19 protein-coding genes and 1 other RNA gene are annotated in these 21,213 nt (G+C 65.4%); 13 read left to right on the top strand and 7 right to left on the bottom strand.

Annotated features, from left to right (window positions below; translation table 11 throughout):
• Positions 1 to 36: 36 nt before the first annotated feature.
• The 3 genes from ffs to NOG11_RS00520 all read right to left on the bottom strand — a co-directional run bounded on the left by ffs (position 37) and on the right by NOG11_RS00520 (position 2,346).
• Positions 37 to 133: signal recognition particle sRNA small type (gene ffs, locus NOG11_RS00530), an RNA gene on the bottom strand.
• Between the two features lie 56 nt (positions 134 to 189).
• Positions 190 to 987, bottom strand: a complete 798-nt coding sequence (locus NOG11_RS00525; RefSeq protein WP_256617666.1) for an alpha/beta hydrolase — start codon at positions 985 to 987, stop codon at positions 190 to 192.
• A 51-nt stretch (positions 988 to 1,038) separates the two neighbouring features.
• Positions 1,039 to 2,346, bottom strand: coding sequence for an alpha/beta fold hydrolase (locus tag NOG11_RS00520; protein WP_256617665.1), 1,308 nt, complete (start codon positions 2,344 to 2,346; stop codon positions 1,039 to 1,041).
• 150 nt (positions 2,347 to 2,496) lie between these two features.
• On the opposite strand from NOG11_RS00520, the gene nudC reads away from it, so the two are divergent.
• Positions 2,497 to 3,408, top strand: a complete 912-nt coding sequence (nudC, locus tag NOG11_RS00515; RefSeq protein ID WP_256617664.1) for an NAD(+) diphosphatase — start codon at positions 2,497 to 2,499, stop codon at positions 3,406 to 3,408.
• Positions 3,409 to 3,412: 4 nt separating this feature from the next.
• Here nudC and NOG11_RS00510 read toward each other — a convergent pair whose 3' ends face one another.
• Positions 3,413 to 5,005, bottom strand: a complete 1,593-nt coding sequence (locus tag NOG11_RS00510; protein WP_256617663.1) for a mechanosensitive ion channel family protein — start codon at positions 5,003 to 5,005, stop codon at positions 3,413 to 3,415.
• Positions 5,006 to 5,158: 153 nt separating this feature from the next.
• Between NOG11_RS00510 and NOG11_RS00505 the strand changes: the two genes are divergently transcribed.
• The 4 genes from NOG11_RS00505 (at position 5,159) to NOG11_RS15255 (ending at position 8,316) form a co-directional block, all read left to right on the top strand.
• A complete protein-coding gene (locus NOG11_RS00505; protein ID WP_256617662.1) occupies positions 5,159 to 5,890 on the top strand; it encodes a TspO-related membrane protein in 732 nt (243 codons plus the stop codon).
• Between the two features lie 88 nt (positions 5,891 to 5,978).
• Positions 5,979 to 7,283, top strand: a complete 1,305-nt coding sequence (miaB, locus tag NOG11_RS00500) for a tRNA (N6-isopentenyl adenosine(37)-C2)-methylthiotransferase MiaB (protein WP_256617661.1) — start codon at positions 5,979 to 5,981, stop codon at positions 7,281 to 7,283.
• 7 nt (positions 7,284 to 7,290) lie between these two features.
• Positions 7,291 to 7,941: an immunity protein Imm33 domain-containing protein gene (locus NOG11_RS00495; protein WP_370468187.1), complete on the top strand. Its 651-nt coding sequence runs from the start codon at positions 7,291 to 7,293 to the stop codon at positions 7,939 to 7,941.
• 9 nt (positions 7,942 to 7,950) lie between these two features.
• Positions 7,951 to 8,316, top strand: coding sequence for a DUF7668 domain-containing protein (locus NOG11_RS15255; RefSeq protein ID WP_440590415.1), 366 nt, complete (start codon positions 7,951 to 7,953; stop codon positions 8,314 to 8,316).
• A 1-nt stretch (position 8,317) separates the two neighbouring features.
• Here the strand turns inward: NOG11_RS15255 and NOG11_RS00490 are convergent, their stop codons facing one another.
• Positions 8,318 to 8,785, bottom strand: coding sequence for a CreA family protein (locus tag NOG11_RS00490; protein ID WP_256617659.1), 468 nt, complete (start codon positions 8,783 to 8,785; stop codon positions 8,318 to 8,320).
• A 214-nt stretch (positions 8,786 to 8,999) separates the two neighbouring features.
• On the opposite strand from NOG11_RS00490, the gene NOG11_RS00485 reads away from it, so the two are divergent.
• The gene (locus NOG11_RS00485; RefSeq protein WP_256617658.1) at positions 9,000 to 9,968 is read left to right on the top strand and encodes a PhoH family protein; all 969 of its coding nucleotides are present in this window, start codon (positions 9,000 to 9,002) and stop codon (positions 9,966 to 9,968) included.
• Positions 9,969 to 9,981: 13 nt separating this feature from the next.
• Here NOG11_RS00485 and NOG11_RS00480 read toward each other — a convergent pair whose 3' ends face one another.
• Entirely contained in the window at positions 9,982 to 11,097 is a 1,116-nt protein-coding gene (locus tag NOG11_RS00480) for an NAD(P)-dependent alcohol dehydrogenase (protein ID WP_305888824.1), read from the bottom strand.
• 104 nt (positions 11,098 to 11,201) lie between these two features.
• Here NOG11_RS00480 and ybeY point away from each other — a divergent pair, with 104 nt between their 5' ends.
• The 5 genes from ybeY to putA all read left to right on the top strand — a co-directional run bounded on the left by ybeY (position 11,202) and on the right by putA (position 18,173).
• A complete protein-coding gene (gene ybeY / locus NOG11_RS00475; RefSeq protein WP_256617657.1) occupies positions 11,202 to 11,663 on the top strand; it encodes an rRNA maturation RNase YbeY in 462 nt (153 codons plus the stop codon).
• A 48-nt stretch (positions 11,664 to 11,711) separates the two neighbouring features.
• Positions 11,712 to 12,662: a hemolysin family protein gene (locus NOG11_RS00470; RefSeq protein WP_256617655.1), complete on the top strand. Its 951-nt coding sequence runs from the start codon at positions 11,712 to 11,714 to the stop codon at positions 12,660 to 12,662.
• Positions 12,659 to 14,254 carry an apolipoprotein N-acyltransferase gene (gene lnt / locus NOG11_RS00465; RefSeq protein ID WP_256617654.1) on the top strand — a complete coding sequence of 532 codons (1,596 nt, stop codon included), beginning with the start codon at positions 12,659 to 12,661 and terminating at the stop codon, positions 14,252 to 14,254. Before NOG11_RS00470 ends, lnt begins: the two co-directional genes overlap by 4 nt.
• A gap of 98 nt (positions 14,255 to 14,352) precedes the next feature.
• Entirely contained in the window at positions 14,353 to 14,820 is a 468-nt protein-coding gene (locus tag NOG11_RS00460; protein ID WP_256617653.1) for a helix-turn-helix domain-containing protein, read from the top strand.
• Positions 14,821 to 15,047: 227 nt separating this feature from the next.
• A complete protein-coding gene (gene putA, locus NOG11_RS00455; RefSeq protein ID WP_256617652.1) occupies positions 15,048 to 18,173 on the top strand; it encodes a bifunctional proline dehydrogenase/L-glutamate gamma-semialdehyde dehydrogenase PutA in 3,126 nt (1,041 codons plus the stop codon).
• Between the two features lie 205 nt (positions 18,174 to 18,378).
• Here putA and NOG11_RS00450 read toward each other — a convergent pair whose 3' ends face one another.
• Entirely contained in the window at positions 18,379 to 19,374 is a 996-nt protein-coding gene (locus tag NOG11_RS00450; protein ID WP_256617651.1) for a zinc-dependent alcohol dehydrogenase family protein, read from the bottom strand.
• A gap of 173 nt (positions 19,375 to 19,547) precedes the next feature.
• On the opposite strand from NOG11_RS00450, the gene NOG11_RS00445 reads away from it, so the two are divergent.
• Together NOG11_RS00445 and metK are read left to right on the top strand one after the other, a co-directional pair.
• Positions 19,548 to 19,865 carry an ArsR/SmtB family transcription factor gene (locus NOG11_RS00445; RefSeq protein WP_256617650.1) on the top strand — a complete coding sequence of 106 codons (318 nt, stop codon included), beginning with the start codon at positions 19,548 to 19,550 and terminating at the stop codon, positions 19,863 to 19,865.
• 94 nt (positions 19,866 to 19,959) lie between these two features.
• Positions 19,960 to 21,123 (top strand): methionine adenosyltransferase, encoded by a 1,164-nt coding sequence (gene metK / locus NOG11_RS00440; protein WP_256617649.1) that lies wholly within the window; start codon positions 19,960 to 19,962, stop codon positions 21,121 to 21,123.
• Positions 21,124 to 21,213: the final 90 nt, after the last annotated feature.

The raw sequence follows: 21,213 nt of genomic DNA, 5'->3' as shown, positions 1-21,213 counted from the left end.
GCAACCATCGCATCGGCCAGGGTCTTCCAGCGAAGAAGGCGGAAAGCCGACACGACCCGCAGCGAAACTCGTTACGGCTGCTTCCTTCCGGACCTGACCGGGTTGGCGAGGACTACGTCCGCGCGGCTCTCCTGAGGGGGATATTGCGCGGGCGGGGGTGGAGTGCAAGGGCTTTCGTGGCAGGCCGCTTCAGCGTGAAACCTGCTTGTGGACGAACCGTTCGATGGTCTGGACGACCTTCCGGTGAGCCCGCGGGAAGAGGGCTTCGTTGGCAAAACCATGGCCGTAGCCCGCAAAGCGGACGAGCTCGCAGCTCTTACCCGCAGAGCGAACCTTATCGGCGAAGTCTTCGATATGCCCGAAAGGCACCAGAACATCGCGGGTGCCGTGCATGAGGAGCATAGGGGGAAGGCCCTGCCGGCAGCTTTCTGCTGGGTCGATCGACGCGAAAGCTTCGAGGGACAATGAAGGCGGCTGCTCGAGCAGGTGATAGGCAAGGCGAAGCCGAGCTGCCCCCAGGTTGAGCGCGGGGTTGATCAGTACGAGCCCGGCAACATGGGGGCCGTGCCCGAGCGCTCGGACAGCGAGCGCCGCTCCCGCGCTGGCGCCGCCTAGGAAGAGCGGTGTCTCTCCCGCCCGCGCCGTCAGCCAACGGTATAACAGCTCGGCGTCTCCTACCGCGTCCAGCACGGAAGTACCGTCCCTCGACGCTGTTCGGTACTCCGGCAGATAGACCTCGACCCCTCGTGCAGACAGGTCCCTGGCGATCGCGGAAAGCTGCCAGGGGTTTCCATGGTGCCACGCCCCGCCGTGGTGAAGCGAAAGCCGGGCCACTTCCTTCGATCCGCTAGGCGGTTCGTAGATCAGGACTTGCAGCGACTGCCCCGCGGCTTCTCCGAAGATTTCCGTGCGATCGGGAGGCGCCACCTCTTCATAAGTCCGCCGGAAGTAGTCGTCGATATGCCTGCCGATCAGCTTGCGCAGCACGACATGCCACCTCGCTCGCACACCAGGCTGGCGGAGGACGGGTCTACAGGTCTACTCATCCGCCCGCTCGAAGCGCGCTTCCGTCCCGTTCGGACCAGTCATCACGAGCGTTTCGCCTTCAAAACGGACGGCGCCGTGGTTGAGGATAGCGAAGAGAAGCTCCTCCTGGGGCATCAGGTTCGCGCAGAGCATCTTGGTTGCGACGAAGACGCCGTCGGTGGCGTAGCCGTTCTCGGTCCAGGAGAGGATAGCCGCCCCGCCGCCATTGCATCCGGCGCTGCCGCCCACGCGCTCCTCGGTGAAAGTGGCGCCTGCGATGCGGCCGTTGTCGCCGCGAAGAGGTTCCTCGCCGTCGAGGCTGACCAGCAGCCACTCGCCTGCCAGGCGCTCGGCGAGGGAGGGGGCGGACTTCTCCAGCCTAGCGAGGAAGCCGCTGATGTCCTCCGCCGTGCGGTCCGGCGCCTCTTCCATGGGCAGGTGACCTACGCCCTCATAGACGATCAGCTCGGCACCCGGGATGTCGCGTTCGAAGACCCGCCCGGCAGCGACGGGGATCAGCCGGTCTTCCTCGCCCCAGAGGATCAGCGTCGGCGCATTGATCTCGCCCAGCCTGCCGGAGAGGTCCTGGCGGGGGCTGATGAACTGGTCGCCCGCCGCCTCTCGGTTGCCGGGGAAGCGGAGGAGGTCGTGGTAGCGGTCCACCATCTCGGGCGTGACCATGTTCTCATCGGCCACGGTCTGCTTGACCGAGCTCTCGATCAGGGAGCGGGGGGTGATCTTCTTCATCAAGGCCCGCCCGAGAGAGGACTGGGCGATGGTGAAGCCGATATTGCCCTCGCTCTCCTCCTCGACGGGAACGCCCGCCGGGTCGATGAGGACGAGGCCCTTGACCAGCTCGGGCTCGTCGAGCGCCATCCGCCAGGCGACCCAGCCGCCCATGGAGTTGCCGATCAGCACGGCCTCGGTCGTATTGGTGGCCTTCAGAACCGCATCGAGGCCCTCCCTCATGCCGGCGAAGGTGTAGTCGCGCTCCGGGTGGGGGCCGGTCAGGCCGTGGCCGGGCTGGTCATACGCGATGACCCGGTAGTCCTGGTCGAGGCGCTCCCTGAGCGGCGCCCAGGTATGAAGGCTCGCGGCCGTACCGTGGATGAGCACCAGGACCGGCGCATCCTCCGGTCCCGACACCCGGTAGTGCACGCGGTAGTCCTGATGCCCCTCCACCGGTGCCCATCGCGCCTGCTCACCGCCGTAAAGGGCGATCATCTCCTCCCGGTCGGTATCGGGCTCGTAGAGGAAGGCCATACCGGCGGTCAGTAAGGCCAGAAGACCCAGAACGACGATGATAATGACCCGGCGCATAGGGTCCTCCCCCCTTGTTTTGAGCGGTCATACCTTCGTTTTAAGCGTCTTTCCAGAAAGCTGTGCCAAGCTGTCTCTGCTTTGTCCTTGCGCCGCATCGCCGTCCGGGGGCAGACCATCACGAACGCATTCCGAGGGGGCCGCCCATCCATGCTGCACGACAACCCCAACGCCTTCTGCCAGAACCCCCTCGACCGGGCCGGTGTCCGGCGCAAGGACGAGGCGTGGGTGGAGAGCCAACGCCGCCGCCCCGGCGCGAGGCTGATGCTGGTCTATCGCGGCGAGGTGCTCACCGAGCGGCGCCCGGCCGACTCCGTCATCCAGTGGCTGGGCATGGACGCCCTGCGGGCGCTGCCGGTGAGCCGCGAGCTAGTCTTTCTGGGCCTCTGGAAGGGCGAGCCGGTCTTTGCGGTGGATGCCTCGGGCGCGCCGGACGCGCCGCTGAGCGATATCGGCACCTATGCCAGCCTGCGGGCGGCGGGGCCCTATCTGCCGGCCGAAGAGCTATCCATCGCCGGGCAGGCGGTGTGGCTCCTGAACTGGAACCTCCGCAACATCCACTGCACCCAGGACGGCGACCGGACCGAGCCTCGCGAGGGCGGTTTCAAGCGGGTGAACCTTCGCACCGGCACCGAGCACTTCCCCAGGACCGATCCGGTGGCGATCGTGCTGCCCTACAGAGGCGAGGAGGTGTGCCTGGGCCGAGGCCCGCACTTCCCGCCCGGCTTCATGAGCGCGTTCGCCGGCTATCTCGAGCCCGGCGAGACCCTGGAGCAGTGCGGCGCGCGGGAGCTTTACGAGGAGGCCGGCCTGACGGTCAGCAAGATCGCCTATCGCTACAGCCAGCCCTGGCCCTTCCCCTCATCGCTGATGATGGGGTTCCTGGCCGAGGTGGAGGGCAAGGAGCTGACCATCGACCCCACCGAGATCGAGGAGGCACGTTGGTTCACCAGGGAAGAGGTCGCCGCGATCCTCGACGGTCGCCACGAGATCATGGCCCCGCCGCCCATGGCCATCGCCCACCATCTGATGAAGGACTGGGTCGCAGGGGTGAGGGCGTAGACCCCTACTCCGCCGCCATCGGCAGGTCCTTCGGCATCAGCGCCACGTCGGAGCTCTTGAGGTGCAGGTCGCGCTGCGGGAACGGGATCTCGATGCCCTCCTCGGCGAACTTCTCCCAGATCTTGAGGTAGATCTCCGAGCGGACATTGGCGATGCCGTTCGGCGGATCGACGATCCAGAACCTCAGGTCGAAATCCACCGAGTTGTCGCCGAAGCCGGTGAGGTTGCAGACCGGCTTCGGGCTCTCCTGGACGCGGGGGGTCTTGAGCGCCGCCTCGATGGCGATCTGCTGGATGCGGCGCATGTCCTTGGTGGCGTAGGCCACACCGAAAGGCGCGTGGCAGCGCACGGATTTGTCGTGGTGGGACCAGTTGACGACGCCGTTCTCGATGAAGTCGGCGTTGGGGATCAGGTGTTCGGTACCGTCCCTCGTCCTGATCGAGACGTAGCGGCTCTTCATCTCGGTGATCCAGCCGAAGGTGTCGCCCACCTCCACCGTGTCACCCGGCTTGATCGACTTGTCCGCTAGAAGCGTGAAGCCGGCCAGGAAGTTGCCGATGATCTTCTGAAGGCCGAGGCCAATGCCGAGACCGATGGCGCCCGAGAAGATCGCGAGGCTGGCCAGGTTGAAGCCGATCACCTGCAGCGCCAGCACCAGAGCGACGATGGGCACCAGGAAGTTGATGACCTTGGAGATCAGCGCCTTGAGCGACGGGTTCAGCTCGTCGGTCTTCTCCACCTGCCCCACGATGATCGAGGAGAAGAGCTTGGCGAGCTGCAGGAAGACCGCGAAGATCAGCGCCGCCCGCAGTACGTCGAAGAGCGTGAGGGCGACCGCGGTCCGCTCTTCGGTCTCCGGCGCGATGGTCAGGCTGACGGTCTTCATCCACTCGAAGACGTCGCCCAGAACGCCGAAGGCATCGAGCACCGCGATCGGCCAGGCGACATAGAAGGCGACCCTCGACCAGAAAGGCGAGCGGATGGCCAGGGTGATGAGCCTGACCACGATCCAGGCGGCGAGGAGCGACTGGGCCGCATCGATGAACTGGTCGTTGGCGTTAAAGCCGTTGGATAGTATCTCCTTGAAGATCGTCATCCACAAGAACGCGCCGATGGGCGTCGCCAGCGTCGCGAGCGCGATGCCGAGGCGCTGGGGCAGGCCGCTGGGCAGCCATTTGGAGAGGTAGCGAAGGATGAACTCCTTCAGCTTCGGACCGAACAGGATCGCCGGGATCAGCGCACCGAAGACGAGGCCGAGCTGGATCAGGCTGTTCCAGGTGAGAAGCTCGGTCCGCGACCACAGCACCAGATCGCCGAGCCAGGCGCGCACCTGCTCGCTGTCGATCAGCTCGGCGAGGGCCGAACCCTCCTCGGTGATCTCCTCGACAGCCTCAACGGCCTCATCCTGAAGCTCGGAAGCCTCGTCGTTGATGGCCTCGACCACGCCCTCTGCAGGCGGCTCGGCTTCCGCGGCCCGCTCGGCCTCGCGGGCCTCGATCAGCGCGTCGAGCTGCTCGTCGGAAAGCGTGACCTCCACCTCGTCGACGGAGATGGTTGCGCCCTCTTCGGTCTCCTGCTCGTTTTGAGTTTCCTGCAACACAACGCGCCCCGTCTTTCGTCCTGACCCAAGGTTCCTAGCGCAGCGCCGCCGGACTTGGCAGCTAACAAGGCAGCGAGCGCCCCTTAGACGCCGCCGCCGTTTCGCAACCGATCGGGTTGCAGGAAGGAACTCCTCGCCTAACTCCCGGCGATGAACCTCCTGCGTGCGGTCCTTCTCCTCCTGGCGGCGGCCTTCCAGCTCGCCGCGAACTTCGCCCCCGGGCTCTTCGGGGCGGAGCGAAGCGTCGGCGAGGCGGTCGAGCCCTTCCGCACCGCGCTGGTGCCGGCCGGATGGGCGTTCGCGATCTGGGGCATGCTGTTCTCGCTGCTCACCATCTTCGCCGTGGTGCATTTCCCGCGCCGGGAAGAGCCTGGTTGGGCCAGGGCAGGCTGGCTGATCCTCCCCGCGATGATCGGCAACGGCCTGTTCGGCATCGTCCAGCCCGCTTTGGGTCCCGGCTGGGAGAGCTTCGTGCTGCTCGAGCTGATCCTCGCCTTTGCCCTGGCTGCAACCCTGGCGGGCCGCCGTGTAACCCCCGCAAGCCTTTGGGACGGGGCGGCCCTCGTCTCCCTTCCCGCTCTCGCGGGATGGGTCACGGTGGCCAGCGCGGCCGGGCTGTCGATCTTGTTGCGGGCCGAAGGCTTGGCACCTCAGGACGGCTTGCTGCCTGACCTCATCATCCTGATCGGCTTCACCACCATCGCGCCCTTCCTGGTCAGGTGGATCGGTGCCTGGGCCTATACCCTACCGATCCTCTGGGGTCTTTTCGGCATCGGGATGGCAGGCCGCCTGCCTCCTGCGGCCTTCGCCCTGCTGATACTCGGCGCGGGGCTGATCCTCCTCGCCATGATCCGAACCAAACGGCCATCTCGTCCGCGCTGACAGCGGCTCACGCGGATGCTATGGGCCGCCGGTGAGCAAGACCCGAGACATATCCCCGCCCTCCTCGCCTGCGCCCAGGAAGCTTCATGTGAAGACCTGGGGCTGTCAGATGAACGTCTATGACAGCGAGCGGATGAGCGGGCTTCTCAAACCCCTGGGCTACGAGGTGACCGAGACGCCCGCCGATGCCGATCTCGTCATCCTCAACACCTGCCATATCCGCGAGAAGGCCGCCGAGAAGGTCTACTCCGAGATCGGCCGCCTGCGCGAGGTGAAGGCGGGCGGCGCCACCATCGCGGTCGCTGGCTGCGTCGCCCAAGCCGAGGGCGCGGAGATGCAGGCGCGGGCGCCCGAGATCGACTTCGTCATCGGCCCCCAGAGCTATCACAAACTGCCCGAGATCGTTGCCCGCTCCGCCCGCGAGAGCGGCGAGACCCTGTTCACCGACTTCGCGGTGGAGGAGAAGTTCGACCGCTTGGCCGAACCCCGCGAGCCTGGCGGCCCCTCCGCCTTCGTCACCGTGCAGGAGGGCTGCGACAAGTTCTGCACCTTCTGCGTGGTGCCCTATACCAGGGGCGTGGAGGTCAGCCGCTCCGCCGATGCGATCACGCTGGAGGTGCGCCAGCTCGCGCAAGTGGGCGTGCGCGAGGTCACGCTTCTGGGCCAGAACGTCAATGCCTGGCACGGCGCAGCGCCCGTGGGCGCTTCCGCCGAAAATTGGGGCCTAGGCGAGCTTTGCCGACACCTCGCGCAGATCGACGGCATCGAGCGCATTCGCTTCACCACCTCCCACCCGCGCGACATGGATGACGGGCTGATCGAAGCCTTTGGCGAGGAGCCCAAGCTGATGCCCTATCTGCACCTGCCGGTGCAGTCGGGCAGCGACCGTATCCTCAGGGCCATGAACCGGGGGCACACGGCGGAGAGCTATCTGAGGCAGATCGAGAAGGTCAGGCAGGCCCGCCCCGACATCGCCATCTCCGGCGACATGATCGTCGGCTTCCCCGGCGAGGACGAGGCGGCCTTCGAGGAGACGATGCAGCTCACCCGCGAGGTGGATTACGCGAGCTGCTTCAGCTTCAAATACTCCCGCCGCCCAGGCACCCCCGGCGCCACCATGGCCAAACAGGTCGCCGAAGAGGTGAAGAGCGAGCGGCTGCAACGCCTCCAGGCCCTGCTGAATGAGCAGCGCGCGGCGTTCGACGAGGCGCAGGTGGGCAAGGTCCTGCCCGTGCTGCTGGAGAAACCAGGTCGCCAGCACGGCCAAGTCATCGGCAAGTCGCCCTACCTGCAGTCGGTGTTCCTAGAGGCCGACGCCTCGCGCATCGGGGAGATTGTGGACGTGCGGATCGAGGGGCGCGGGGTGAACAGTTTGCGGGGTGTGCTGGGCTAGCAAACCCATGACAACTAGCGCTCACATGATAGATGATCCACGCCCCACTCAGGAAAGCAGTCCCTACACTTTCTTTCTCCCCGACCCGAGGCGGCTTGAACAGGTAGGAGTAGGAGACCACGTAAAGCTTACGTTTCTGCCGACGGCCGATGACGGCAACGTGCCAGCGGAACGAATGTGGGTTCGCGTCACTGCTCGTGAAGGAAGCTCTTTGTCAGGTGAACTCGACAACATCCCAGACAAACTTGTTTCTGTATCGCTTGGAGATCCCGTGCAATTCTCCGATTGGAACGTCATCGACATCCAGTTTGCTGATAAAGAACGTGATCAGAGCTTTCGCTTCCCACGCAAGCGCTACTTTGAGCGGTGCCTCGTTGATCAGTGTGTCCTCGACGGCTCCGCCAAGGTTCACTTCGTCTACCGTGAACAGCCGTATATGGGCCAACCTAGCGACAGATACCCCGACAGTGGATGGAAAATTAGGGGAGATTGGCGCGGCCTCACCGACGAGGAAGTCGAGGCTCGCAAAGCGTGCTATGTCGCATTAGGCATAGTACTGAACAAAGACGATAGCTGGTTACATCTTATTGAAGAGGGAACCGGAAGTAGATTTATCCGTGATTGGATGAGTGGTAATTTTGTCAGGGAAGGCGACTAGCGGGACTCTATGCTCCTGCCATCGAAGGTTGTAGCTCGGGAGCTCCCTGTCCCCACTATGTGGCGGCCACAACTCAAGCAGCTCGCGGACGACATGGTGTTTGGCAGGCAACCGAGCGGTCCCGCTTTTAGGCAGCCATCGAGCGACATTTTGGATATCTCATCCGCAAATATAAGTGCCTACCCTGATATGATCGGAGAGCTGAGGGACGCCTCATGGCTCTCCTCCATCCACGTTTGGAACGGCGCGCATTGGGAAGTGCTGCTAGACCTGACCAATGTAGCCGGTGCAGTAACCGATCTCGTCCTTCACGTCAGTGTTCTCGAACTAAACGGAGCATACGAGTTTGAGCCGGGGATGATATACGTTCCTTAGCTTACTCCTCCCACCTCACATCCGCTCCGTAGAGCGCCACGGTGCTGAGCGACATCTTCGACGAGCCCTCGGTCGGCCTTCTGCTATAGGCGATGTACATCAGGGTGTTGGACGCCTCGTCGTAGACGCGCCTGACCACGATGGCCTTGAAGATGACCGAGCGCTGCTGGCGGAAGACCGGCTCGCCTGAGCGGCTCCTGTCGATGTCGCCGATGACGATGGGGCCGGTCTGGCGGCAGGCGATGGAGCTGTTGGAGGGGTCCTCGAACCAGTTGCCCTTGCTTGCCCGGTCGAGGACGCCGCGGTCGAAATAGGTGATGTGGCAGGTCACGCCCGCAACCTTGGGATCGGCCAGGGCCTCGACCTTGATCTCGTTGCCGTAGAGGTCGTTCTTGATCTCGCCGACCTCCGTCTCGGGGTTGCCGCAGGCTGCGAGGAGGGCGGGCAGGGCTAGGAGGGTGCGTTTCATGGTGAGGGAGGTAGGGACGCTCGCTCCCGCCGTCATCCCGGAACCCGAAGGGTATCCGGGACCCATGGATTGAGCCCGCGACGCGCGCTACCGTTGTGCTTTGGAGAAACCATAGGCCATGGATCCCGGATAGCTCTGCGAGCTTCCGGGATGACGGGGGTGGTTTTCATGAACCAGGAAGCCTACCTCCCCCACTCATCAACCAGGCACTTCCTTGACCGACAGCGAAACCCTCCTCTTCGACGATGCCAAGCTCGTGCGTGACCTATGCGGTCCCACGGACAGCCACCTCGTGCTCATCGAGAACGCTCTCGGCGTGCGCATCGACGCGCGCTCGAACGAGATCACCCTGACCGGCGGCGAGCATGCCCGCACCCAGGCCCGCGCCGTGATGGAGCAGCTCTATATCCGGCTGGAGAACGGCAAGCCGGTGAACCGGGCGGATGTTGAGGGTCTTTTGAGGATCGAAAACTCTCCCGCCCCGAGGAAGGCCAAGGAGATGGTGCGCGACCAAACCCTGGTCCTGCCCCGCCGCACGATTGCGCCGCGCTCCACCGCGCAAGGTCAGTTCCTGAAGCAGCTAGCCGGGGATGAGCTCGTCTTCGGCGTCGGACCGGCGGGCACCGGCAAGACGTACCTCGCGGTCGCCAACGCCGCCTCCATGCTGGTCTCAGGTCAGGTGGAGCGGGTCATCCTCTCCCGCCCCGCCGTCGAGGCAGGCGAGCGCATCGGCTTCCTGCCCGGCGACATGAAGGAGAAGGTCGATCCCTATCTCCGCCCCCTCTACGACGCGCTCTACGACGTGCTGCACGCCGATTTCGTGGACCGGAAGATCGCAGCAGGCGAGATCGAGATCGCGCCCCTGGCCTTCATGCGCGGGCGGACCCTGTCGCGCGCGGCGATCATCCTCGACGAAGCCCAGAACGCGACCATCGCCCAGATGAAGATGTTCCTCACCCGCTTCGGCGAGAACTCGCGCATGGCGATCACCGGCGACCCCTCCCAGACCGACCTGCTCGACGCGCGCCAGTCGGGCCTCGCCGACGCCCTGTCGCTTCTGACCGAGATCGAGGGCGTCGCCGTCACCCGCTTCACCGGCGACGACGTGGTCAGGCACAGGCTCGTCGGCGAGATCGTCCGCGCCTATGACGCCCGCGACACGCTGAGGGTGCCGGGGGCGTAGGCTGTCATGGGTTTCAGCGGCCCACCACCTCCCCGCGGGCCGGCGGGTCGATCTTCTTGGCGTCGACATCATTCATGCGCGACTTGAGGCCCGCCATGTCGATGACGTGGCGGAAGCGGACATCCTCCTCCTGCATGCGCCCGAAGGCCGATGAGACCTCGTCGATGTCGATCTTCTCGATCAGCGGCCTGATGCCGTGCTCGGCGCAGCGGTCGAGGACCTCCTGGGTCATCGCCACGCCGCCGATCAGGGAACCTGAGACCGCGACGCGGTTGAAGATCATCTGGGCCGGATCGAAGCTGGGGAACTCGATGATGTTGCCGACGACGCAGAGCGTGGTGTTGGGCTTCATCAGCGGGATGTAGTCGTTGAGGTCGTGCGGGTAGGGGATGGTGTCGATCATCAGATCGAGGCTCTGGGCCGCGTTCTTCACCGCCTCCTCGTCGCTCATCACCACCACCTCGTCGGCGCCGAGCTCGAGGATGTCGGAGCGCTTCGCCTCGGTGGTGGTGAGCGCCACCACCTTGGCGCCGAAGCTCTTGCCGAGCTGCACCGCCATATGGCCGAGCCCGCCAATGCCCGCGACGCCGAGGGTTTGACCCTCCTTCAGGCCAAAATGCTTCATCGGGTTGTAGGTGGTGATGCCAGCGCAGAGGATCGGCGCCGCCTCGGCCGGGTCGATCGCCTCGGGGATGTGCAGCACGAACTCCTCGCGCACCACGATGCCGGTGGAGTAGCCGCCGTAAGTGTTGCTGCCGTCGGGCTTCTTGGGGCCGTTATAGGTGAGGGTCGCGCTCTTGGGGCCCTCGCAGTACTGCTCGTCGCCCTGCTCGCACGGCCCGCAAGCCTGGCAGGAGTTGACCATGCAGCCGACGCCGACCCGGTCGCCCTCCTTGAACTTGGTCACGCCGTCGCCGACGCGGGTGACCAGGCCGACGACCTCGTGGCCGGGCACGCAGGGCCAGACCGTGTTGCCCCAGTCGTCGCGGGCCTGGTGAAGGTCCGAGTGGCAGACCCCGCAATGGGTGATCTCGATCTCCACCTCGCCCGCGCGCATGTCGGGGCGCTCGAAGCTGAGGGGGACCAGCTCGGCGCTGGCTTCGGTGGTGCCGTATCCGATGACGTGCATGGGGCTTCTCCTTGGTCTGAGCTCGCAAAGGCAACGCCCGCCGGGCCGGGGACGTTCCGAAGCCGGGCTTGCGAAGGCGTTCTGCATCGCACAGGGGGCCGCCTATGGTATTGGAACTGATCATCGAGGACAAAGGCTGGGCATCCTTCCTGTCTGCCGAGCTAGCCTCCTCATGCTTGGAGGCCGTCGCCCTCACCGTAGAGCACAACGAGCTGACCAAGCCCGTCTCGGTCCTCCTGACCACCGATGAAGAGGTCCGCGCCCTCAACCGCGACTTCCGCGGCAAGGACAAGCCGACCAATGTGCTGTCCTTTCCCGCAGAGCCCCTGCCCGGTTTGCCAGAGGAGGCGCAGCCCCTCGGAGACCTGGCCCTCGCTCTTGAAACCTGCCTGAGGGAGGCCGAGGAGAAAGCCATCAGCCCGGAGAACCATACGGCTCATCTTCTCGTTCATGGTCTTTTGCATCTCTTGGGTTATGATCACTTGGAAGATGAAGAAGCCGAGGCCATGGAGGCGGCGGAGCGCCGTATCCTCGCAAGGCTCGGTATCGCCGATCCCTATGGGTGAGGCGCAAGGTAGGGGCCGACCGGCCCGAACGATATGATGGAGCTAGCCATGCCCGACGGCGCACCGCCGTCCCCCCCCTCCCCCGCCGAAAAGGCGCAGGAGACCAGCGAGCCTTCCGAGGGACGATCTTTCGAGGGCCAGGAGGCGGAGACACCGCCCTCCTCAAGGAGCCCCTCTCTTTTCCAATCCCTGTTCGGCCGCAAGAACGGCCCGGCCATGGAGCCTCTCACCGGGACGAACGGCAAGGACCGCCAGCTCAGCGCCGCCGAGCGGCAGATGATCGAGCGCGTCGTGGCGCTCGAAAGCGTCCGCGTCGGTGACGTGGCCATCCCCCGCGCCGACATCATCGGCATCGAGATCGAGACCTCCATCCAGGAGTCCCTCGGCCAGTTCGCCGAGGCTGGTCACTCGCGCCTGCCGGTCTACCGGGGCGATCTCGACGACCCCGTCGGCTTCGTCCACATCAAGGACGTGGTCTTGGTAGTGGCCAAGGATCACGGCGCGGAGGAGATGCCCGCGATCAAGGATCTCACGCGGAAGCTTCTCTACGCGCCGCCCTCCATGCCCGTGGCCGACCTTCTTCTGCGCATGCAGGCGCAGCGCATCCACATGGCCCTGGTCATCGACGAGTTCGGGGGTACGGACGGTCTCGTCACCATCGAGGATCTGATCGAGGAGATCGTCGGCGATATCCGCGACGAGCACGACGACGCCGAGGAGATGCGCCTGCGCCAGACCCCCGGCGGGCGCTGGGACTGTGATGCCCGCGCCGAGCTCGAACTGCTGGCTGAGAAGATCGGCGTGGACTTCAGGCTCGAGGACGAGGAGGCCGACACGCTCGGCGGCCTGGTCTTCTCGCTGGCGGGGCGCGTGCCCCTTCGCGGCGAGGTCATCTCCCACCCCGAAGGCCACGAATTCGAGATCGTCGATGCCGATCCGCGCCTGGTGCGACGTGTGCTGATCAGGCTTGCTGAACCGCCGGGCAGCGACGCCAAGTGACGCTGCAGGAGTTGCGCCGGAGGACAGTATCCATCCGTGAGCTGACAGGGTGGCGGCGCTACCTGGCGGCGGCTGGGTTCGGAGCGCTCTTGGCGACGGCCTTCGCGCCGCTGCGGCTGTTCCCCGTCCTGTTCATTGCCCTGCCTGGTCTGGCGCTGCTGCTCGAAGGGGCGCTGACCCAGGAGAGGCCGAGGCGTGCCGCGTTTCTCACCGGCACCGCGTTCGGCACGCTCTTCTTCACCCTGTCGATCTCCTGGGTGGCCAACGCCTTTCTGGTGCAGGCGGACGAGTTCGGGTGGATGATCCCCTTCGTTCTGCCGCCTCTCTTCATCTTTCTTGGCGCGTTCTTCGGCGCAGCGGCGATCTTTCACGCCGAGCTCCGCCTACGGCTCAGTCTGACAGGTCCCGCAAGTCTCCTCCCCCTCACCATCGGCCTGACGGGTGCGGATTTTCTGCGCGGACATATCCTCACGGGCTTCCCCTGGAACGCCCTAGCGCAGAGCACCGCAGCCCATGACTGGCTGCTGCAGCCGCTGAGTATCGTCGGCCCCTACGCCTATGGCGGTGTACTGACCCTCCTGGCCCTGATGCCTGCAGCCGTGGTCCTCTATCCCGGCCACGCCAAGCGCTTCGCCATCGGAGGGGGCAGCGCCTTGGTGCTCATCCTCGCCTATGGCGCCGTCAAGTCTGGCGAAGTACCGCGTAGGGACGATGTGCGGGTGGCCGTGGTCCAGCCCAACCTCGCGCAGCGGGACAAGCTCGATCCGCAAAAGCGCCTCACCTCCCTGCGCCAGAGCCTCGAGATGACCACCCGCGCCGCGGAGGAAGCGCCCAATGTCCAGACCTACGCGATCTGGCCTGAGAACGCCTTTCCCTTCCTGGAGGAGGTGTCGGACTTTCCGCTGATCCTCACCGCAAGGCTGCCTGCCGATACCCTGGTGGTCAGCGGCACGATCCGCGAGATCGGCGATGACGGCTACGGCAACAGCCTTCAGGTCTTCGGCCCGGCGGGCGAGGGCGGCGGGCTTGCAGCGAGCTACGACAAGCACCGCCTCGTCCCCTTTGCCGAGACCCTGCCCTTCTACTCGGTCTTCGAGGCGCTCGGCATTGAGAGCCTCTCGCCTGCAGGGGGCGGCGGCTTCACCGCCGGGCCGGGCCTTGCGCGGATCGAGGTGGGGCAGGCCCCCTTCTCGCCCCTCATCTGCTACGAGGACATCTTCCCAGGCCGCCTCTACCCCAAGGGAGAGCGCCCCGACTGGCTGGTCATCGTCACCAATGACGGCTGGTTCGGCGACGATGCCGGGCCGAAGCAGCACCTCGACATCGCCAGGATGAGGGCGGTCGAGACCGGTCTGCCCATCGCCCGTTCGGCCAATACAGGCATCTCGGCGCTGATCGGTCCGAGGGGTGAGGTGCTCTACCGCCTGCCCCTCTACGAGCCCGGCGTGATCACCGCCGCCCTGCCCGAAGCGCTCCCCCCCACCCTCTATATGAGGGTAGGCGAGATCGGTCTTGTCCTGTTTTTAACAATTATCGCGGTTCCGGTAGTGACCCAGGGGCGTAAGCATGTCTCACCGGTGCAGCAGGGTTAATGCCGGTTTTAAGCCTGATCGTCATGATGGTTGTCTGGGCATCTCTGCAATGTAAGATTGCAGTTCGGGCCGCCAAGGCAGGGTAGGGATAGAGTAGTATGGTTGCCACCACGAACGGCCGCTCCCCAGAGAACAAGCGCGCGCCTCACCCCATCGACGTCCATGTGGGCTCGCGGGTCCGCCTTCGCCGGATGATGCAGGGCATCAGCCAGGACAAGCTCGGCGAGGAGCTGGGCCTCACTTTCCAGCAGGTGCAGAAGTACGAGAAGGGCGTGAACCGGATCGGTGCCAGCCGTCTCTACGAGATCGCGCGGATCCTTTCGGTCCCGGTCCAGTTCTTCTACGACGATTACGGTGACGGCCCGGAGACGCTGATCGGTTTCGCCGAGACCCAGCGCAAGTTCGGGGGCGCCGAGGCCAAGGACGAGCGCGGCGACTTCCTCGCCACTCTCTCCACCCCCGAAGGCATGCAGCTCTGCCGGGCCTTCTCCAAGATCAAGGACTATCAGGTGCGTCGCCGGGTCCTCGACCTCGTCAAGGCGCTCGGCGACGAAGGCGAGCACTAGACGCCGCCCTCACCTCTTCAGAGCGAGGCTGAAAGGCCGCGCTCGCTCGCTCTTCGAAGCCTCCCCCGTGATCGAAAGAGCCCTGATTCGACTCGCTTTTGAGTGCACGGGTCCGTGCCTGTGCACTCGACCAATCGGGGCTGTGATCCCTCCGACGCTCACTTCGCTTGCTACCGCCGGAAGGGGCGCGTTAGGGCCGAGGCCGACTTGAGTGAAGGAGACGGCCCATGCTGGACCAGACGAGCGAGCACCACGGCTTCAACGAGCCCTATGCCGAGGCCGACGAGGTGGTGGTTCCGCGGCTGATGCTGTCCGCCAGCATCGCCGATCTCGTCCACGACAAAGCCGCCAGAACCGCCTCCCAGCTCATCACCGGCATCCGCCAGAGAACCCGCGGCGGAGCCAATCTCGACGCCTTCCTGCGCGAATACGGCCTCTCGACCAAGGAGGGGCTGGCCCTCATGGTGATGGCCGAGGCGCTGCTCCGCGTGCCCGATGCGGGCACCCAGGACCGCCTCATCGAGGACAAGATCGCCGCCGGTGACTGGGACCAGCAGGAGCACAAGTCCGACAGCATGTTCGTGGCCGCCGCCGCCTGGGGGCTCGGCCTCACCAACAAGGTGATCAGGCCCGGCGAGACGCCGCAGAACACCGTCCAGGGCCTCGTCAAACGCCTCGGCACCCCCACCGTCAGAACCGGGGTGCGCCAGGCCATGGGCTATCTCGGCCACCAGTTCGTCCTGGGACAGACCATCGAGGAGGCGCTGCGCCGGGCCAGGAAAGAGGAGAAGAACGGCTACCGCTTCTCCTACGACATGCTGGGCGAAGGGGCGCGTACGGAGCAAGACGCCGAGCGCTACTTCCGCGCCTATATGGACGCGATCGCCGCCATCAAGAAGGCTGCCAAGCCCTCCGACGAGCCGATGATGCGCGGCATCTCGGTCAAGGTCTCGGCCCTCTCCCCCATCTACCATCCGCGCCACCGGGACGAGGCGCTGAAGGCCCTGACACCGAAGCTCATCGAGATCGCTCGTGCGGCGAAGGACGCCAACCTCAACCTGACCGTCGATGCCGAAGAGGCCGAGCGCCTCGATATGTCCTTGGACCTCATCGCCGATGTCTTCGCCGACCCGTCCTTACGCGGATGGGGCGGCTTCGGCCTCGCCGTCCAGGCCTATCAGAAGCGGGCCATGGCGGTCTGCGAGTGGGCGGCCAAGCTCGCCGAAGCCCATGATGACCGTCTGATGGTACGCCTGGTCAAGGGCGCCTACTGGGATACGGAGATCAAGCTGGCGCAGCAGGAGGGGCTCGAGGACTTTCCCGTCTTCACACGGAAGGCCGCCACCGATCTCTCCTACGTGGCGTGCGCCGCGAAGCTTCTCGAAGCCGCTCCCCGCCTCTACCCCCAGTTCGCCACCCACAACGCGCTGACCGTCGCCACCATCATTGAGATCGCGCATACGGAGAATGCGCCCAAGGATTTCGAGTTTCAGCGCCTCCACGGCATGGGGGAGAGCCTCTACGAGCAGGTGACGGAGGATGGCATTTCGACCATACGGGGCGCTGAGAAGTTCCCCTGCCGCGTCTACGCCCCCGTGGGCGGCCACCGCGACCTTCTCGCCTATCTCGTCCGCAGGCTGCTGGAGAACGGCGCCAACAGCTCCTTCGTTAGCCAGGTCCATGACGAGAACCTCTCCGACGACTTCCTGTTGGAGCAGCCTAGGGCACGGCTGAGAAGGTTGGGCGGCTTCCGCCACAGCGGCATCAAGAGACCCACCGATATCTTCGGACCACGGCGCAACTCAGTGGGGCTCTCCTTCGGAGACGAGGCCGCCCTCGGCGCTCTTCTGAACGGCATGGAGGCGGAGGGCGCGAAGCTCGGCACGCCGGAGCTCACCTCTCTCGTCTCCGGCGAGGAGGCACGCAGCGAGAACAACCGCCCCCTGATCAGCCCGAGCACGGGCGAGACCATCGCCACCCTTCACGAGGCTGACGAGGAGATCGCAGCAGCAGCCGTCAAGGAGGCGGTAGCGGCCCACCACGAGTGGAACGCTCTGCCTGCGGAGGGAAGAGCCAGAGCGCTGGAGCGCATGGCCGACCTTCTGGAGGTGAACCGCGACCGGCTGATGGCTATCCTTGCGAGGGAGGCCGGCAAGAACCTCGAGGACGGCATCGCGGAGATCCGCGAGGCGGTGGATTTCTGCCGCTTCTACGCCTCCGAGGCCAAGCGCCTCTTCGTCCCCCACCCCCTGCCCGGCCCCGTAGGCGAGGAGAACCAGCTCCGCCTCGAAGGCCGCGGCGTCTTCGTCGCCATCGCGCCTTGGAACTTCCCGCTGGCGATCTTCCTGGGGCAAGTGACGGCGGCTTTGGCGGCAGGCAACACGGTGGTCGCCAAACCCGCCGAGCAGACGCCGATGATCGCTCACGAGGCCGTCCGTCTTCTGATCGAAGCGGGCGTTCCCAAGGGGGCCGTGCAGCTTGTCCTTGGCGGCGGCGAGGTCGGCCGGGCGATCCTCGACCAGCCGCAGATCGCAGGGGTGGTCTTCACCGGCTCCACCGGTACGGCCAAGGCGATCCAGCGCCAGCTCGCCGAACGTGACGGCGCCATCCTTCCCCTCATCGCCGAGACCGGCGGGGTGAACGCCATGCTGGTGGACGCCACCGCCCTCCCCGAGCAGGTCACCGACGATGTCGTCGCCTCGGCCTTCCAATCGGCGGGCCAGCGCTGCTCGGCCCTCCGTGTGCTCTACATACAGGAGGACGTAGCCGAAGGCATGCTGCGCATGATCGAGGGGGCGGCGCGCACCATGAAGCTTGGCAACCCCGCCGAGATGACCACCGATATCGGCCCGATCATCGACGAGACCGCAAGGCGGCGCCTAGCCGACTATGTCGAGCGGCGCGGGGGGGTGCACTGGCAGGGCGAAGCGCCCGAAGAGGGGACGTTCTTCCCCCCGACCATCATCCGTCTGGATCAGGATGAAGCTCTACAAGAGGAGGTCTTCGGCCCCGTCCTCCACGTCAAGACCTACAAGGCGGGCCGCAGCGAGGACGTGCTTCGCGAGGTGGGCTCCTCCGGCTACGGACTGACCTTCGGCCTCCACACCAGGATCACCGAGACCGCCGAGCGCATTGCGGGTAAGGCGCCTGCGGGCAATGTCTATGTCAACCGCAACCAGATCGGCGCCATCGTCGGCAGCCAGCCCTTCGGCGGCATGGGCCTCTCCGGCACCGGCCCTAAGGCGGGCGGGCCGCACTACCTCCTCCGCTTCGCCGAGGAGCGGGTGATCTCCACCAACACGGCGGCGGCGGGGGGTAACGCCTCGCTGATCGCCATGACGGATGCGGAGTAACCGAGCCGTAGACTGTTAGTGCCCCCATTTCATCTAGCGCCTCCCTCTCCCGCCTGCGGGAGAGGGACCGAGGGTGAGGGGGTTCGACGCGCAGGTCTTAATAGCAAGCGCAGCAGAACGGCTTCGCCAATCCCCTCACCCAAAGCCTGCTGGTGCAGCCTTTGACCTCTCCCGCTAGCGGGAGAGGTAAGCCCAGTTCATATCCTCAAACCTCGATCACCACCTTGCCCACATGCTGCCCGCTGCGCAGGTACACATAGGCCGCCTCCGCATCACTGAACGCGAAGCGCCGGTCGATCACCGGCTCGATACGGTTCACGTGGACGGCTTCGACCACCTCGCGTAGCATCTCCGTCGAGCCCACATAGATGCCATGAACGGTAAGTGCGTTGAGGAGAATGGGCGTCACGTCCGGGGTGTCGCTAGTCAGAACGCCGATCAGCGCGATCTGCCCGCCGGGTCTACATGCCGCCATGGAGCGGGCGAGGGTTCCCGAACCGCCGGTCTCGACGACGGCGTCCACCCCGCCGGTCAGCTCACGGACCACCTCGTCCCATTCGGGGTGCGTCCTGTAGTTGACCACATGGTCCGCACCCAGTTCTTTCATCATCGCCAGTTTCTCCTCCGAGGAGCTGGTGATCGTCACCTCCGCCCCCATCGCCTTGGCGAACTGGAGCGCGAAGACACTGACCCCGCCCGTGCCGAGCAGCAGCACCTTGTCCCCTGCCTTCACGCCGCAGCGCCGAAGGCCGTGCCAGGCGGTCACCGCCGCGCAGGGAAGACTTGCCGCTTCCGCGAAACCCAACCCATCGGGTAGCGCTACGAGCGCATGAGCAGGAACGCAGACTTCCTCGGCCAGGACACCGTCCACCCCGCCGCCGAGACTTGAGTTCAGTGCCCTGTCATCGATCGGTCCGCCGGACCAGTGAGCCATGAAGTTGATGACTACTCGGTCACCGACATTCCAGCCGCTCACACCGTCACCTAGGGCAGATATCTCCCCCGCCCCGTCGGAGAGGGGAACGACGTCGTCGAGATCGTTCCGGGCGTATCCGCCGTCCAGCACCAGCAAGTCGCGATAGTTGAAGGATGCTGCCCTGACCCGGACCCTGACATAGCCGGGCTTGGGTAACGGTGCGGATCGATCCTCCAGCACCAGTGTCCGGTCCGATCCCGTACCGCGTAATCTGTAGGCCTTCATCACAAACCTCCTTAGCATGTTCGTTTGTACGGATTTTTCGAACTAATGCTGTTGATCGCCAGCTTGCAAGCTTTATTCGCAGCTCCTGGGTCGGGGGTTACAGACGGAGAGGGTTCCCCTCGTAGCGGTCTGAGGGTTTCTTCTCCTCGCTTCCTTGCGGTAGGGACGAGGCCATGCCTGCGCCCATCACCCATCCGAAGATCGAGGACGTGCCCCTCGCCGCCGTCCTCCACGCGCTGAGCGACCCTGTCCGTCTCTCCATCGTCGCTCTGGCGGCGGAGGAGGACGGGCTGCCCTGCCGCGCCTTCGAGACCGCCATCCCGAAGAGCACCATGAGCCACCACTGGCGCATTCTCAGGGAGGCCGGAATCATCAGGCAGGAGGGCCGCGGCACTTCGCGCATCAACAGCCTGCGCCGGGAGGAGCTCGACGCTCGCTTTCCGGGCCTTCTCGGCAACGTCCTGGAGCAATACCGGCGCGAGAGCCCCTAACGGGCTTTCACGGGTCAGGAGGACTGCGACCCCTTGCCCTCCCGCTTCCGTGACGACATAAGGATTTCTTTATATCGTCATCTCGGAGGCTCCGATGGCCCGCCAGAACTACATCTTCACCTCGGAAAGCGTCTCCGAGGGCCACCCCGACAAGGTCGCCGACCGCATCTCCGACGCCATCGTTGACCTGCATCTCGCCCGCGAGCCTGAAGCCCGTGTGGCTGTCGAGACGCTCACCACCACCAACCGGGTGGTGCTGGCCGGGGAGACCCGGACCGAAGAGCCCATCGACAAGGAAGAGCTGATCGAGACCGCCCGCGGCGCCGTGAAGGCCATCGGCTACGAGCAGGACGGCTTCCACTGGAAGGACGCCGAGATCGAGTGTCACGTCCACGGCCAGTCCGCCGAGATCGCACAGGGCGTCGATGCCGGTGCGGACAAGGACGAGGGCGCGGGCGACCAGGGCATCATGTTCGGCTTCGCCACCGACGAGACCGAGAGCCTGATGCCCGCCCCCATCGCCTTCTCCCACGCCATTGTCGGCGCTCTGGCCGAGGCGCGCCACGGCGGCGAGACGCGCCTCCTGCCCGATGCCAAGAGCCAGGTGACGGTTCGCTACGAGAACGGCCGCCCGGTCGGCACCACCTCCGTCGTTGTCTCCACCCAGCATCAGGACGGCCTCAGCCAGGCGGACATGCGCGAGCTGGTCAGGCCTTACGTCGAGCGCGCCCTGCCCGAAGGTTGGATGTGCCCGGAGGAGGAGTTCTACGTGAACCCCACGGGCAAGTTCGTGATCGGAGGACCCGATGGCGACGCAGGCCTCACGGGCCGCAAGATCATCGTCGACACCTATGGCGGCGCAGCGCCGCACGGCGGCGGCGCGTTCTCGGGCAAGGACCCGACCAAGGTTGACCGCTCGGCTGCCTATGCCTGCCGCTACCTCGCCAAGAACGTGGTGGCCGCAGGGCTGGCGCGCTCCTGCCTGATCCAGGTGAGCTACGCGATCGGCGTCGCCAAGCCGCTGTCTTTGTTCGTGGACTTCGCCGGCACGGGCGAGGTGGCCGAGCTGGAGCTCGAAAACAAGCTTCTCGACATCATGAACCTCTCCCCCCGCGGCATCCGCACCCATCTCGGCCTCAACAGGCCGATCTACGAGCGCACCGCTGCCTACGGACATTTCGGTCGTACACCGGAAGAAGATGGCGGCTTCTCCTGGGAGAAGACCGACCTCGCCGAAGAGCTGAAGCGAGCGTTCTAGACCATTCCTACACCTCTCCCTTCGGGAGAGGTCCCCATCTTCGATGTGGGGTGAGGGCTTACGGCGACTGCCCTTCTCTCTCCCCTGCCT

Origin of the sequence: Parvularcula maris (assembly GCF_024505085.1) — a bacterium.
GTDB lineage: Bacteria > Pseudomonadota > Alphaproteobacteria > Caulobacterales > Parvularculaceae > Parvularcula > Parvularcula maris.
Note: the sequence above shows the minus strand (reverse complement) of the source record. Positions and strands in the feature narration are given on the sequence as shown.